Here is a 13,242-nt window from a genome sequence, read left to right as displayed (position 1 = left end):
CCGTCATGACCGTCCTCGCGCACCGCGCAGACACCCTGACCCGCGACGCCCTCGCGGTGCTCCAGCCCGGCTTCGAGGGCACCACCGCCCCCGCCTGGCTGCTCCGCCAGGTCGGCGAAGGCCTCACCGCCGTCGGCCTGTTCGGCCGCAACATCGCCTCGCCCGAGCAGCTCGCCTCGCTCACCGCGCAGCTGCGGGCCGAGCGGGAGGAGGTGCTCGTCGCCATCGACGAGGAGGGCGGCGACGTCACGCGCCTGGAGGTGCGGGGCGGCTCGTCCTTCCCCGGCAACCTGGCCCTCGGCGCCGTCGACGACACCGGCCTGACCCGGGAGGTCGCCCGCGAGCTGGGCCGCCGCCTCGCCGCGTGCGGGGTCAACCTCAACTGGGCCCCCTCCGCGGACGTCAACTCCAACCCGGACAACCCGGTCATCGGCGTACGGTCCTTCGGCGCCGACACCCGCCTCGCCGCCCGGCACACGGCCGCGTACGTGGAGGGCCTCCAGGCCTCCGGAGTCGCCGCCTGCACCAAGCACTTCCCGGGCCACGGCGACACCAGCGTCGACTCGCACCACGCGCTGCCCCGCATCGACGTGGACCTCGACACCCTGGCGGCGCGCGAACTCGTCCCGTTCCGCGCGGCCATCGAGGCGGGCACCAAGGCCGTCATGAGCGCGCACATCCTGGTGCCCGCCCTCGACCCGACCCGGCCCGCCACCCTCAGCCCGCGGATCCTGACCGGTCTGCTGCGCGAGGAGCTCGGCTACGAGGGCCTGATCGTCACCGACGGCATGGAGATGAACGCCATCGCCGGGACGTACGGCATCGAGCGCGGCTCGGTGCTGGCCATCGCGGCCGGCGCCGACGCCATCTGCGTCGGCGGCGGGCTCGCCGACGAGGCCACCGTCCTGCGGCTGCGCGACGCCCTGGTCGCGGCCGTGCGCGAGGGGTCGCTGCCCGAGGAGCGGCTCGCCGAGGCCGCGGCGCGGGTACGCGTCCTGGCCGAGTGGACGCGGCGGGGCGGGCCGGGCGCGCGGCCGGAGGGGAGCGGCGCGCCCGGCATCGGCCTGGAGGCCGCCCGCCGCGCGGTGACCGTGTCGGGCACGGCGGCGCCGCTCGCGACGGCCCCGTACGTGGCCACGCTGGCACCCGTCGCGAACATCGCGGTCGGCGACGAGACCCCGTGGGGGGTCGCCGCCGAGCTGGCCGCGCTGCTGCCGGGGACCGGCTCCGGGGTCTATCCGGAGGGCGCCACCGCCGGGGACGTCCTGGCCGCCGCGGGCAACCGCAGGGTCGTCGCGGTGGTCCGCGACGCGCACCGGCACCCGTGGATGACGAAGGCGGTGGACGCGCTGGTCGAGGCCCGGCCGGACACGGTCGTCGTGGAGATGGGCCTGCCGCGGGCCGAGCCGAGGGGGGCGCTGTACATCGCGACGCACGGGGCGTCGCGGGTGTGCGGCCGCGCGGCGGCGGAGGTCATCGCCGGGGTCGCCGGGGCGTAGCCGGTACGCAGGAAGGGCCGGGCTCCCCGTGAGGAGCCCGGCCCTTCCTGCGTACCCGCGCACTGCCTAGATGCCCTGCCAGGAAGGCTTGTTGGCGTAGGTGTGGCGGAAGTAGCCGGCCAGCTTCAGCTTGGAGGCGGCCGCCTCGTCCACGACGACGGTCGCGTGCCGGTGCAGCTGGAGCGCGGAGGCCGGGACCAGCGCGGACAGCGGGCCCTCGACGGTCTGCGCGACGGCCTCGGCCTTGCCCTCGCTGGTGGCGAGGAGGACCAGGTGGCGGGCGTCGAGGATGGTGCCGATGCCCTGGGTGATGACGTGGTGCGGGACCTGGTCCATGTCCTCGTCGAAGAAACGGGCGTTGTCGACGCGGGTCCGCTCGGTCAGCGTCTTGATGCGGGTGCGCGAGGCGAGGGAGGAACAGGGCTCGTTGAAGCCGATGTGCCCGTCGGTGCCGATGCCGAGGAGCTGGAGGTCCACGCCGCCGGCGGCGGCGAGCGCCCGGTCGTACGCCTCGCAGGCCGCCTGGATGTCGGCGGCGGAGCCGTCGGGGCCCATGAACGAGGCCTCGGTCAGCCCGAGGGGCTCGACGACCTGGCGCAGGACGACGGAGCGGTAGGACTCGGGGTGCCCGGGCGGCAGGCCGACGTACTCGTCGAGCTGGCAGACGCGGGCCTTGGATACGTCGACCGCACCGGCCTTGACCTTGGCGGCGAGGGCCTCGTAGACGGGCAGCGGGGTAGAGCCGGTCGCCACGCCGAGCAGGGCGTCGGGCTTGCGGCGGACCAGGGCGGCCATGGCCTCCGCGATGAGCTCGCCGCCTGCCTTGGCGTCCGGGACGATGACAACTTCCACGCGGGGCCTGCCGATCTGGAGAGGACGGTGTGGTATAGACCAATCTACCAGAGCCGCCCCCCTTCCGGCCGAACGCGGCCCCCTTCCATGGTGATCCCGTCGGCCCCCCGTCGCCCGCCCGTGGGGCCCCGCCGCCGCGCGACCTGCCGCGCGGCGGCGAGGGGTTCACAGGAGGGCCAGCTGGAGGCCGCCCGTGGCGCGCAGGTGCTGGCCCGTGATCCAGCGGGAGTCCGGGGAGGCCAGGAAGGCCACGACGTCCGCGACCTCCTCCGGGCCGCCGATCCGGCCGAACACCGAGCGGGACGCGGCGTGCGCCCGGGCCCCGGGGTCGGCCAGCCAGCCCGCGTTCAGATCGGTGTCCGTGATGCCGGGGCCCACGGAGTTCACCGTGATCCCCCGCGGCGCGAGCTCCGCCGCCAGTGAGACCGTCAGCGCGTTCACCGCGCCCTTCGCCGCGATCGTGGCCAGGATCGCCGGCAGGGCGATGTCCGGGGTGCCGGTCACGTTCACGATCCGGCCCCCGTCCCGCAGCCGCGCCAGCCCGTGCCGGATCACGAAGAACGGGGCCTTGGCGTTCAGCGCGTGGACCCGGTCGTACGCCGCCTCGTCCGTGTCCGCGATCCCCCCGAAGTGCGGCGCGCCCGCGTTGTTGACCAGGATGTCCACCCCCTCCGTGGCCAGCGGATCGGCCGCGTACGCCGCCCACAGCGCCTCCGCGTCCCCCGGCACCCCCAGCTCCGCCCGTACCGCGAACGCCTCGCCCCCCTCGGCCCGGATGCCCGCGACGACCGTCTCCGCGGCCGCCGCGTCGCGCCCGTAGTGGACGGCCACCCGCGCCCCGTCCCGCGCCAGCCGCTCCGCGATCGCCCGCCCGATGCCCCGGCTGCCGCCCGTGACCAGCGCCGTCCTGCCCTTGAGCACGCCCATGACGCGCCCCCCTCCGCAATGTCTAGTGGTCGCTACAGAAAGGGACCGTACCAGATTCCATAACGCCCGCTATAGAATCGGCGCATGGTGACCGGACAGCGCGGCAGGCCCCGCTCCTTCGACCGCGACGCCGCCCTCGACACGGCCATGCACGCCTTCTGGGAGCGCGGCTACGAGGCGACCTCGATCTCCGATCTGACCAGGGAACTCGGGATCGGCGCCCCCAGCCTGTACGCCGCCTTCGGCGACAAGCGCAAGCTCTTCGACGAGGTCGTCGTCGTGTACGGCAGCCGGTACGCGGACTTCGCGGCCGTGGCGCTCGCCGAGGAGCCCACCGCCCGCGCGGCCGTGGGCCGGATCCTGCGCGAGGCCGCCGAGATCTACACCGACCCGGCCCATCCGCCGGGCTGCCTGGTGATCAGCGCGGGCACCAACACCACCTCGGCGGAGGTCGCGGACGCCCTGCGCCGGCGGCGGGACGACAGCCTGGCGATGTTCGAGAGCCGGATCCGGGCCGACGTGGCGGCCGGCGCGCTGCCCGCCGACACCGACGCGCGGGCGCTGGCCCGCTATGCGGGGGCCGTGCTCCAGGGGATGTCGCAGCAGTCGCGCGACGGGGCGACCCGGGCGGAGCTGGAGGCGGTGGCGGAGCTCGCACTGCTGGCCTGGCCCGCGTAGCGGAACCGGCGCGAGTGCGGGGGAGTGGGGCCGCACGTTCCTCTGGGCCACGGTGCCGGGGCGGGACCCTCAGCCCGCCCGGCACCGTAGCCCGGAGTACTAACGGCCACAGGGTGTGCGGTTCCCGGCGGCCGGTTGGGAGGTGCCTGCGCGGTCAGGGCAGAGCGCGCGGCTTACCTCGATCCGTCCTCCTGTGCGGGGAGGGCGGAAGCTTAGAGCAATTGTGGACTAGACCAATCTCTTCTGTCCATCCAATGACAAGGCCTTCGTTGCCGTCACTTTCTCCAACAGTACGCGGGTTCCGGCCATCCTGGATACTCCTGAGTATGCGCCGTGGGGAAAGTCATGGCCCGTACCCGGGGTACGCTCGCCGGGTGCCCTCCATGAACGACCTCGTACGCCAGCACACCGCTCTCAGTGAAACCGACCTGGAGTGGCTCCACCTGCTGGTCTCGGAGTGGCAGCTGCTCTCCGACCTCTCCTTCGCCGACCTCGTGCTGTGGGTTCCGACCCTCGACGGCACCCGGTACGTGTCGGTCGCGCAGATGCGCCCGAACACCGGTCCGACCTCGTACCAGGACGACATGGTCGGGCACCTCGTGCCGCGCGGCCGCCGTCCGCTCCTCGACGCCGCGCTCGACGAGGGCCGGATCGTGCGCGAGGGCGACCCGGAGTGGCGCGAGGAGGTGCCGGTCCGCGTCGAGTCGATCCCCGTCCGCCGCGAGGGCCGGGTCCTGGGAGTGATCGCCCGGAACACCAATCTGCTCACTGTGCGTACACCGAGCCGGCTGGAGCTGACCTACCTCCAGTCCGCCTCCGACCTCGCCCAGATGATCGCGGCGGGCTCGTTCCCGTTCCCCGGCCAGCAGGTCGACATGGACGCGTCGCCGCGCGTCGGCGACGGCCTGATCCGTCTCGACGCCGACGGCGTGGTCACCTACGCGTCCCCGAACGCGCTCTCCGCCTACCACCGGCTCGGCCTCGCCTCCGATCTGGTCGGCCAGCACCTGGGCACCACCACCACCGAGCTCGCCCCCTCCCGCGGCCCCGTCGACGAGGCGCTCGTCAAGCTCGCCAGCGGCTGGGCGCCCCGGGAGACCGAGGTCGAGGGCAACGGCGGGGTCATCCAGCTGCGGGCGATCCCGCTCAAGCCCAAGGGCACCCGGATCGGCTCCCTCGTGCTCTGCCGCGACGTCACGGAACTGCGGCGTCGCGAACGTGAATTGATCACGAAGGACGCGACCATCCGGGAGATCCACCACCGGGTGAAGAACAACCTCCAGACGGTGGCCGCACTGTTGCGGCTCCAGGCCCGGAGAATGGATTCTCCTCAAGGGCGCGAGGCGCTCAACGAGGCCGTGCGCCGCGTCGGTTCGATCGCGATCGTGCATGAGACGCTCTCTCAGAACCTGGACGAGCGCGTCGAGTTCGACGAGATCGCCGACCGGGTGATCGCGATGGTCGCGGAGATCTCCCCGGGCAAGGTGGTCTGCCGGCGCGCCGGCCGCTTCGGGATCCTGGACGCGGAGGTCGCCACCCCGCTGTCGATGGTGCTGACCGAGATCCTGCAGAACGCCCTGGAGCACGCCTTCACCCAGGGGGAGGGCGGCGCCGTCGAGGTGACCGCGTCCCGCTCCGGCGCCGGCCGCGCCGACGCCCGCCTGTTGATCACGGTGGTCGACGACGGCTGCGGTCTGCCCGAGGGATTCGACCCGCAGCGGGCCGGCAACCTCGGGCTGCAGATCGTACGGACCCTCGTCGAGGGAGAGCTCGGCGGAACGTTCGACATGCTCCGGGTGGAGCCGCGCGGCACCAAGGTCGTCCTCGACATCCCGGCCAGCCCGCAGAAATGACCCGCGGGGCCGGTCACCCAGGGTGACCGGCCGGTGTCGCCGCCGGACCCCGCACAGCACTGAGCCCCGGACCGAAGGTTCTCGGTCCGGGGCTCAAGAGCACGTTGCTGAGCGCTTGTCAGGTACTACGCGCTGCGGCTCGAGGCTCGAAAGTCGATGTCAGGCGGTGGCGTTGCGCGCCCGATTGCGAGCGGCGCGGCGCTTCATGGCGCGGCGCTCGTCCTCGCTGAGACCGCCCCAGACGCCGGAGTCCTGACCGGACTCGAGCGCCCACTGCAGGCACTGCTCCATGACGGGGCAACGGCGGCAGACGGCCTTGGCTTCCTCGATCTGCAGCAGCGCAGGACCGGTGTTGCCGATGGGGAAGAAGAGTTCCGGGTCTTCCTCGCGGCAAACGGCGTTGTGACGCCAGTCCATGGCTGCTCCATCTCCTTGTATTGCGGGCAGGTTGCTTGTGAATGTGAACGCTTTCACGAATCCCCTCGTGAGGGAAGGGCCGACGCCCAGTTTCCTGGTGCGGTCCGTGATTCGTGGTGGGGTTCTGGCGGTCTGTGTGGGTGCCGGGTTGTGCGGGCTGTCCCGATCGCCATGTAGAGATTCGCAAACCTCGGACGGGGATACAACCCCTTCCGGAAAGTTTTTTTTGATTCGTCGGTGTCTACTAGGTCACAGCCCTACTTCCTAGGGGTGGACCGACGTGTATACGTTCGAGTGAAAGGACTTTCGGCCCCTCCACTCACACAATCACACGCAGTGCACGGCGAACGCCTGTGAACCGAACGCTGGTGCGCAGACCGAGGTGGTCTCCGTCCATCTGGAACGGAAGCGGAACCTTCGAATGCAAGGTGAAGTCGGTCAGATCGTGCAGAGACACCGCATGCTTGCCGTGCGGACCGCGCTCAGGAGTCGAGGTCAGGAGCTGTGTCGCGTAGCGGGCGACCGCCGGAGTTGACAAACGGTTGAGGGCCAATACGTCAAGTGCGGTATCGAACGATGCGTCGGGAGAGGCGTACAGCGGACGATTGCCCAGGTATGTCCACGGCGAGGTGTTGCAGACTATGGACAGCACCAGATCCGGCACCGGATCCTCGCCGGGCCGCTCCAGCGTGACCGTGCCGTGCCGCCGGTTCGGCTCCTCCAGGAACTGGCGCACGAGCTGTCGTACATAGAGGGCGTGCGTCGAACGCTTGCCGCGCTCCCGCTGCTGCTCGACCCGCCCCACCACACCCGCGTCGAAGCCGAAGCCCGCGCAGAAGGTGAACCAGCGCTCCGGAACCGACTCGTCCGCCGTGCCCGGGGTGCCGCCCGCCAGGCCCAGGCCCACCGTCCGCTCGCGCCGCTCCCGCAGCGCGTCCAGCAGGGCGCCGGTCGCCTCGACCGCGTCGTTGGGCAGTCCGAGCGCGCGGGCGAACACATTGGTGGAGCCGCCGGGGACCACCGCCAGCCTCGGCAGCCGCTCCGGGTCGGGCCCGTCGTGCAGCAGCCCGTTCACCACCTCGTTGACGGTGCCGTCGCCGCCGAGCGCGACCACCAGGTCCATGCCCTCCAGGGCCGCCTTGCGGCCGAGGTCCCGGGCGTGGCCGCGGTACTCGGTGGTGACCGCCTCCAGCTTCATCTCGCTGGCCAGGGCGTGGGTCAGGACGTCACGCGTGCGCGCACTGGTGGTGGTCGCTGCTGGGTTGGCCACGAGAAGTGCACGCATGAGCGCCAGCCTACCCACCCGTCCACGGGCGACCCATACTGGCCGTCCCCTCCCGGGCCGGCGGGGCGCGGCTACCCTGCTGGGGTGAGTAAGAAGCCTGCCTCGAATGCCCCCGCGACCGAAGCGACCGGTGCGACCGGTACGGGTGCCGCTGCCGCCGCGCTGCCCGGCCGGCTGACCGCCGCCGCCGCGCTCACCGCGCTGGAGGGCCTGGCGCTGGCCGGCCTCGGCGTCTACATGCTGTTCGTGGGCATCGCCGGCGACCCCGACTCCCCGCAGCAGGCCGAGACCGGGGGCGTGACCCTGCTCGCGCTCGCCGCGCTGCCGCTGATCGCGGCCCGCGGGCTGCGCCTGGGCCGCCGCTGGAGCCGCGGCCCGGCGCTGATCACCCAGCTGATGGCGCTCCCGGTGGCGTGGACCCTGTGGACCACGGGCGGGGCGATGGCCGCCGCCGCCGTGGGTCTGGCGCTGGCGGCCGTGGCCGTCGTGGCCCTGCTGGTGAACCCGACGGCGACCGAGGCTCTGGGAATCGGGCCCGGCGAGCGGACCCGATAGCCCCTGCGGCTACTCCTCGACGAGGAGCTTCTCCCGGAGCTGGGCCAGGGTCCGGGCCAGCAGGCGGGAGACGTGCATCTGCGAGATGCCGACCTCCTGCGCGATCTGCGACTGGGTCATGTTCCCGAAGAACCGCAGCAGCAGGATCCGCTTCTCCCGCGGTGGCAGCCCCTCCAGCAGCGGCTTGAGGGACTCCCGGTACTCGACGCCCTCCAGCGCCTCGTCCTCCGAGCCCAGCGTGTCCGCGACCGCCGGGGACTCGTCGTCCGTGTCCGGGACGTCCAGGGACAGGGTGCTGTAGGCATTGGCCGATTCCAGCCCCTCCAGCACCTCCTCCTCGGAGATCCCGAGCCGCTCCGCCAGCTCGTGCACGGTCGGCGAGCGGCCGTGCTGCTGGGACAGTTCCGCCGTGGCCGTCGTCAGCGAGAGCCGCAGCTCCTGCAGGCGCCGGGGCACGCGCACCGCCCAGCCCTTGTCGCGGAAGTGCCGTTTGATCTCTCCCACCACCGTGGGGGTGGCGTACGTGGAGAACTCGACGCCGCGGTCGGGGTCGAACCGGTCCACCGACTTGATCAGGCCGATCGTCGCGACCTGTGTCAGATCGTCCAGCGGCTCGCCGCGGTTGCGGAACCGCCGCGCCAGGTGCTCGACCAGCGGCAGGTGCATCCGGACGAGCCGGTTGCGCAGTTCCGCGCGCTCCACCGAGCCCTCGGGCAGCTCCCGCAGCTCGAAGAACAGGGCCCGCGCGCCACTGCGGTCGCGCGGATCCGCCGCCGCCAGGGGCGGCGCCGGTGTCACCGGGGCCGTGGCAGCGGCCTCCGGTGACTCTGGCTGGTCGTGCTGGTTGTCGCTCATAGGGCCCGCCCGTCGCTCCGCCGAGTCCAAAAAGCCGTATTCCGCATCCGCGTCAGCCGGGTGCGGCCGGGCGTGCTGCTGCTCCGGGATGCCGCCGTCGACCTCGTGCCGTACCCGGGGCAGATCCCCGCCCCGCACCGGGATCTCCCCGCCGCTCACGCCGGGCCTGGTCCCGCGCCGCGCTGTTTGTAGAGGCTGATGCTCACTGTCCGGTTCTCCTCGACGGTGGCCTCGACCTTGCCGGCCAGGGCCGAAAGGACCGTCCACGCGAACGTGTCGCGTTCCGGTGCGCGGCCGTCGGTGGTAGGTGCCGAGACGGTCACCTCCAGCGAATCGTCCACCAGCCGGAAGACGCAGCTGAGGACGGAGCCCGGCACGGCCTGCTGGAGCAGGATCGCGCAGGCCTCGTCCACCGCGATGCGGAGGTCCTCGATCTCGTCGAGAGTGAAGTCCAAACGTGCCGCGAGTCCGGCCGTGGCCGTTCGCAGCACAGACAGGTAGGCACCCGCAGCCGGCAGCCGGACTTCCACGAAGTCCTGGGTCCCGGGCTCGCCTGCGATCTGGGACACCCTCACCTCCAAGGTGGTACGAGCTCTGTTCGCCGGTGACGCTACCGCGATCCGGTCGATCGTGTCGCGGCACCCCTCATGGCACCCGAAAGGAGCGCCCAGGACGGCCATGCCTCTGTCAGTGACTGATGGTAAGCCCATGGGCACGCACAGTGGCTAGGGGTCTGCGGGGCCCAAATCAGGGGAACCGGCGGAGGGTTGAACTACCCCGCCTCAGACGATCGAACCGTCGACATAGCACCACCGCCACGTCTCGCCCGGTTCGAAGCTCCGGATCACCGGATGGCCCGTCTCCTGGTAGTGCGCCGTGGCGTGCCGGTGGGGGGAGGAGTCGCAGCACCCCACGTACCCGCACCACAGGCAGAGCCTCAGTTGCACCGGGTGGCTTCCGAGCGCCAGACAATCCGGACAGGTCTGCCCACGTGGGACAGGCTCGGGGCGCGGCAGTTCGGGAACATGGGTGCACTCGCTCATGATGGCCAGCGTACTGAGGTACGGGCGTGCTCAGTCGGATGAAATCGAGCGAGGGTGATCTTCGATGGAGGTATTGCCACTGGTGGCGCTGGTCGCCGGCAGTGCCGTCGTGGCGGCAGTGGCCCGCCGGACGCCGGTGCCGGCACCGCTGCTGCTGGTCGCCGCCGGGCTGATCGCCGGGTACGTCCCCGGCGTGCCGCCGTACGCCCTGGACCCGCACATCGTGCTGCCGCTGCTGCTCCCGCCGCTGCTGTACACGGCCGGCGTGGACAGTTCGTACCTGGACCTGCGGGCGAACATCCGGCCCGTCGCGCTGTTGTCGGTCGGGTACGTGATCTTCGCGACGGTGGTCGTCGGGTACGCGGCGTTCCTGCTCGTGCCGGGGCTGTCGCTGCCGGTGGCGCTGGTGCTGGGGGCGGTGATCGCGCCGCCGGACGCGGTGGCGGCGACCGCGATCGCCCGCAAGCTCGGGCTGCCGAACAGGATCACGACCATCCTCCAGGGTGAGTCGCTGGTCAACGACGCGACCGCGATCACCGCGTACAACGTGGCGCTGGCGGCGGTGATCGGGACGAGCGCCGGCTGGGCGGGCGGCATCGCGGAGTTCCTGCTGGCCTCGGTGGGCGGCGTCGGCGTCGGCCTGCTGCTGATGGTGCCGATCCACCACCTGCGCAAGCGGCTGCGCGAGCCGCTGCTGCAGAACACGCTGTCGCTGCTGATCCCGTTCGTGGCGTACGCGGCGGCCGAGCGGGTGCACGCCTCCGGGGTGCTGGCGGTGGTCGTGGTCGCGCTGTACCTGGGGCACCGGAACTGGCAGGTCGACTTCGCGACGCGGCTCCAGGAGGCGGCGGTCTGGAAGATGGTCGCCTTCATCCTGGAGTCGGTGGTCTTCGCGCTGATCGGACTCCAGCTGCCGGTGGTGATGAAGGGGCTGGGCGAGTACCAGGGGGTGGACGCGGCCTGGTACGCGGTCGTGGTGTTCCTCGTCGTGGTGGTGGCCCGGTACGTGTGGGTGTTCCCGGCGACGTTCCTGCCGCGGGTGCTGTCGGAGCGGGTCCGGCGGCGCGAACCCGAGGTGAACTGGAAGGCGCCGGTCGTGGTGGGCTGGGCGGGGATGCGGGGCGTGGTCTCGCTGGCGATCGCGTTCTCCGTGCCGATCAGCGTGCCGCACCGGAACCTGATCCTCTTCCTGACGTTCACGACGGTCATCGCGACGCTGGTGGTGCAGGGACTGACGCTGCCGCCGCTGATCCGGGTGCTGAGGCTGCCGAAACGGGACGTGCAGGCGGAGACCCTCGCGGAGGCGCAGGCGCAGAGCGAGGCCTCGCGGGCGGCGGAGGAGCGCCTGGAGGAACTCCTCGCGGACCCCGGCAACGACCTGCCGCCACCGCTGGTGGAACGGCTGCGGACGGTGCTGGAGCGCCGGCGCAACGCGGTGTGGGAACGGCTCGGCGAGGTCAACGCGGTGACGGGGGAGTCGGCGGACGACGTGTACCGACGGCTCGCGGGCGAGATGATCGAGGTCGAACGGGAGGTGTTCGTGGCCCTCCGGGACCGCCGCCAGATCGACGACGAGATGCTCCGCGCCCTCCTGCGCCGCCTGGACCTGGAGGAGGCGGCGGCCTACCGCGAAGAGTCCCCGTAGCCCCTGCGGGCCGGGGCCGGGGGCCGGACGCCCGGGGGCTACGGGCGTCCCGTGACGACGGCGGCGAGGGTGGTGCCCGGGGGGAAGGCGCCGGAGCGGGTGAGCTCCGTCAGGGCCCAGAGCAGTTTCGCCACGTAGATCCGCTCGACCGGGAGGCCGTGCCGGGCCTCGAAGTCGGCGGCGAACGCCTCCAGCTCCGCCGGGACGCGGGCGTAGCCGCCGTGGTGGAAGCCCTCCGCGAGGCTCCAGTCGCCCGCCGGGGCGCCGAACGCGGCCAGCTGGAGGGAACGTATCTCCGCCCCCAGGAAGCCGCCCGCAAGGACCGGCACGCCCAGCGCGCGCCCGCCCGGGCCGAGGCCCGCCGCCAGGCCCGCGAGGGTGCCGCCGGTGCCGCAGGCCACCGCGACCACGTCCGCCGCGCCCCGCAGCTCCCGCCCCAGCTCCGCACAGCCCCGCAGGGCCAGTGCGTTGCTGCCGCCCTCCGGCACCACGTACGCCCCGGCCGCGCCCGCCCCGGCGAGCAGCCGGGCCAGTACCTCCGGCTCGGCCTTGCGGCGGTACTCCGCCCGGGAGACGAACCGCAGCCGCATGCCGTCCGTCGCGCACCGCGCGAGGGACTCGTTCAGCGGCCGCCCGGCCAGCTCGTCCCCGCGGACCACGCCGATCGTCGGGAGGCCCAGCAGCCGCCCGGCCGCCGCCGTGGCCCGCAGGTGGTTCGAGTACGCCCCGCCGAACGTCACCAGCGCCGGGAAGCCGCCCTCCACCGCCGCCCGCAGGTTCGGCGCGAGCTTGCGCCACTTGTTCCCGGGCAGCTCCGGATGTACGAGGTCGTCCCGCTTCAGCAGCAGCCGTACCCCGCGCGCGGCGAACCGCTCGTCGGTGACTTCGACGAGCGGGGACGGCGGCCGGGGCTGCAAGGGGTTCACCCGCCCATTGTCGGCGGAGCCCGGCCCGGCCGCCGCGCTACTTCAGGCGCTCCGCGACGCGCACGCGCATCGCGTCCATCGTGAAGCCCCTGGGGTCGATCTTGCCGGGCTGCCATTCGCGGTGGCCGATCACCGAGCGCGCGGTCCAGCCGTGCACGCGGCACAGCGCGGCCGCCGCGCGGGCGATCGCGTCGAGCTGCACCGCCGGCCAGGGGTCTTCGCCGTTGCCGAGGTTCTCGCACTCGAAGCCGTAGAAGTGCCGGTTGCCGTCGGTGTCGGCGCGGTGGTCCACGGGGAGGCGCTTCTCCGCGATCACCGCCGCCAGGACGTCGGAGTCGCCCGCGCCCGCGTGGTTGGCGCGGCCGTAGCCGACCAGGTGGACGCGGCCGTCCTTGGTGATCACGCCGTGGCAGAGCGGGCCGGGCAGGTCCTCGTCGCCCTCGCGGCAGAGCCGGACGGTGTACCCGGTGCCGTGCGTGACGGTGTGGTGGACCATCACCCCGTGCACGGGGCCCCAGGGGCCCTTGTGGTTGCGGTTGTGAGTGCGCCAGGCGCCGACCTCCACGACGGTCAGGCTTTCGTGCCGCAGTGCGCTGATGAACCGGTCCGCGGACATGGGTGAGGCCATGACCGCCTCCTTTGCGGTGCGTGGTGGTGACCTTTCGTGGTCACCCCGTTACGTACCGGTGTAGTGGAGGCGATCCTTC

Annotated in this window: 14 protein-coding genes; 5 read left to right on the top strand and 9 right to left on the bottom strand. The window is 72.5% G+C overall.

All coding sequences use genetic code 11. The annotated features are described in order from the left end of the window. The first annotated feature begins 5 nt into the window (after positions 1-5). Positions 6-1,499, top strand: a complete 1,494-nt coding sequence (locus IE248_RS02300; protein ID WP_190029857.1) for a glycoside hydrolase family 3 protein — start codon at positions 6-8, stop codon at positions 1,497-1,499. 66 nt (positions 1,500-1,565) lie between these two features. On the opposite strand, the gene nagB is transcribed toward IE248_RS02300, so the two are convergent. Together nagB and IE248_RS02290 are read right to left on the bottom strand one after the other, a co-directional pair. Further along, entirely contained in the window at positions 1,566-2,351 is a 786-nt protein-coding gene (gene nagB, locus IE248_RS02295; protein WP_190029856.1) for a glucosamine-6-phosphate deaminase, read from the bottom strand. Between the two features lie 165 nt (positions 2,352-2,516). Next, positions 2,517-3,278: an SDR family oxidoreductase gene (locus tag IE248_RS02290; RefSeq protein WP_190029855.1), complete on the bottom strand. Its 762-nt coding sequence runs from the start codon at positions 3,276-3,278 to the stop codon at positions 2,517-2,519. Positions 3,279-3,362: 84 nt separating this feature from the next. Between IE248_RS02290 and IE248_RS02285 the strand changes: the two genes are divergently transcribed. Together IE248_RS02285 and IE248_RS02280 are read left to right on the top strand one after the other, a co-directional pair. Then, complete coding sequence (locus IE248_RS02285) at positions 3,363-3,956, top strand: TetR/AcrR family transcriptional regulator (protein ID WP_073798222.1); 594 nt, start codon at positions 3,363-3,365, stop codon at positions 3,954-3,956. Between the two features lie 383 nt (positions 3,957-4,339). After that, a complete protein-coding gene (locus IE248_RS02280; RefSeq protein WP_100583713.1) occupies positions 4,340-5,809 on the top strand; it encodes a sensor histidine kinase in 1,470 nt (489 codons plus the stop codon). A gap of 159 nt (positions 5,810-5,968) precedes the next feature. Here IE248_RS02280 and IE248_RS02275 read toward each other — a convergent pair whose 3' ends face one another. Both IE248_RS02275 and IE248_RS02270 read right to left on the bottom strand, forming a co-directional pair. Beyond that, entirely contained in the window at positions 5,969-6,226 is a 258-nt protein-coding gene (locus IE248_RS02275) for a WhiB family transcriptional regulator (protein ID WP_004937597.1), read from the bottom strand. Between the two features lie 319 nt (positions 6,227-6,545). Beyond that, on the bottom strand, positions 6,546-7,511 hold the full coding sequence (locus tag IE248_RS02270) for a diacylglycerol/lipid kinase family protein (protein ID WP_037793281.1): 966 nt from the start codon (positions 7,509-7,511) through the stop codon (positions 6,546-6,548). A gap of 84 nt (positions 7,512-7,595) precedes the next feature. Here IE248_RS02270 and IE248_RS02265 point away from each other — a divergent pair, with 84 nt between their 5' ends. Further along, complete coding sequence (locus IE248_RS02265; protein WP_008741528.1) at positions 7,596-8,066, top strand: hypothetical protein; 471 nt, start codon at positions 7,596-7,598, stop codon at positions 8,064-8,066. 9 nt (positions 8,067-8,075) lie between these two features. Here IE248_RS02265 and IE248_RS02260 read toward each other — a convergent pair whose 3' ends face one another. The 3 genes from IE248_RS02260 to IE248_RS02250 all read right to left on the bottom strand — a co-directional run bounded on the left by IE248_RS02260 (position 8,076) and on the right by IE248_RS02250 (position 9,964). Beyond that, entirely contained in the window at positions 8,076-9,065 is a 990-nt protein-coding gene (locus tag IE248_RS02260) for an RNA polymerase sigma factor SigF (protein WP_079196278.1), read from the bottom strand. Positions 9,066-9,076: 11 nt separating this feature from the next. Next, the gene (locus IE248_RS02255) at positions 9,077-9,490 is read right to left on the bottom strand and encodes an ATP-binding protein (RefSeq protein ID WP_008741530.1); all 414 of its coding nucleotides are present in this window, start codon (positions 9,488-9,490) and stop codon (positions 9,077-9,079) included. A gap of 213 nt (positions 9,491-9,703) precedes the next feature. After that, positions 9,704-9,964 (bottom strand): UBP-type zinc finger domain-containing protein, encoded by a 261-nt coding sequence (locus IE248_RS02250; protein WP_008741531.1) that lies wholly within the window; start codon positions 9,962-9,964, stop codon positions 9,704-9,706. 64 nt (positions 9,965-10,028) lie between these two features. On the opposite strand from IE248_RS02250, the gene IE248_RS02245 reads away from it, so the two are divergent. Continuing rightward, positions 10,029-11,609 (top strand): Na+/H+ antiporter, encoded by a 1,581-nt coding sequence (locus IE248_RS02245; RefSeq protein WP_073798223.1) that lies wholly within the window; start codon positions 10,029-10,031, stop codon positions 11,607-11,609. Between the two features lie 38 nt (positions 11,610-11,647). Here IE248_RS02245 and IE248_RS02240 read toward each other — a convergent pair whose 3' ends face one another. After that, positions 11,648-12,535 (bottom strand): 1-aminocyclopropane-1-carboxylate deaminase/D-cysteine desulfhydrase, encoded by an 888-nt coding sequence (locus IE248_RS02240; protein WP_190029854.1) that lies wholly within the window; start codon positions 12,533-12,535, stop codon positions 11,648-11,650. Positions 12,536-12,572: 37 nt separating this feature from the next. Continuing rightward, positions 12,573-13,163: an N-acetylmuramoyl-L-alanine amidase gene (locus IE248_RS02235; protein WP_190029853.1), complete on the bottom strand. Its 591-nt coding sequence runs from the start codon at positions 13,161-13,163 to the stop codon at positions 12,573-12,575. Between the last annotated feature and the right edge of the window lie 79 nt (positions 13,164-13,242).

Source organism: Streptomyces goshikiensis, assembly GCF_014650555.1.
Lineage (GTDB): Bacteria > Actinomycetota > Actinomycetes > Streptomycetales > Streptomycetaceae > Streptomyces > Streptomyces goshikiensis.
Note: the sequence above shows the minus strand (reverse complement) of the source record. Positions and strands in the feature narration are given on the sequence as shown.

What these genes read in the sequence shown, in the direction of transcription:
- IE248_RS02300 (WP_190029857.1), top strand. Translation starts at nt 6, where the DNA reads ATGACCGTCCTCGCGCACCGCGCAGACACCCTGACCCGCGACGCCCTC.
- IE248_RS02290 (WP_190029855.1), bottom strand. Translation starts at nt 3,278, where the DNA reads ATGGGCGTGCTCAAGGGCAGGACGGCGCTGGTCACGGGCGGCAGCCGG.
- IE248_RS02285 (WP_073798222.1), top strand. Translation starts at nt 3,363, where the DNA reads ATGGTGACCGGACAGCGCGGCAGGCCCCGCTCCTTCGACCGCGACGCC.
- IE248_RS02280 (WP_100583713.1), top strand. Translation starts at nt 4,340, where the DNA reads ATGAACGACCTCGTACGCCAGCACACCGCTCTCAGTGAAACCGACCTG.
- IE248_RS02275 (WP_004937597.1), bottom strand. Translation starts at nt 6,226, where the DNA reads ATGGACTGGCGTCACAACGCCGTTTGCCGCGAGGAAGACCCGGAACTC.
- IE248_RS02270 (WP_037793281.1), bottom strand. Translation starts at nt 7,511, where the DNA reads ATGCGTGCACTTCTCGTGGCCAACCCAGCAGCGACCACCACCAGTGCG.
- IE248_RS02250 (WP_008741531.1), bottom strand. Translation starts at nt 9,964, where the DNA reads ATGAGCGAGTGCACCCATGTTCCCGAACTGCCGCGCCCCGAGCCTGTC.
- IE248_RS02245 (WP_073798223.1), top strand. Translation starts at nt 10,029, where the DNA reads ATGGAGGTATTGCCACTGGTGGCGCTGGTCGCCGGCAGTGCCGTCGTG.
- IE248_RS02235 (WP_190029853.1), bottom strand. Translation starts at nt 13,163, where the DNA reads ATGGCCTCACCCATGTCCGCGGACCGGTTCATCAGCGCACTGCGGCAC.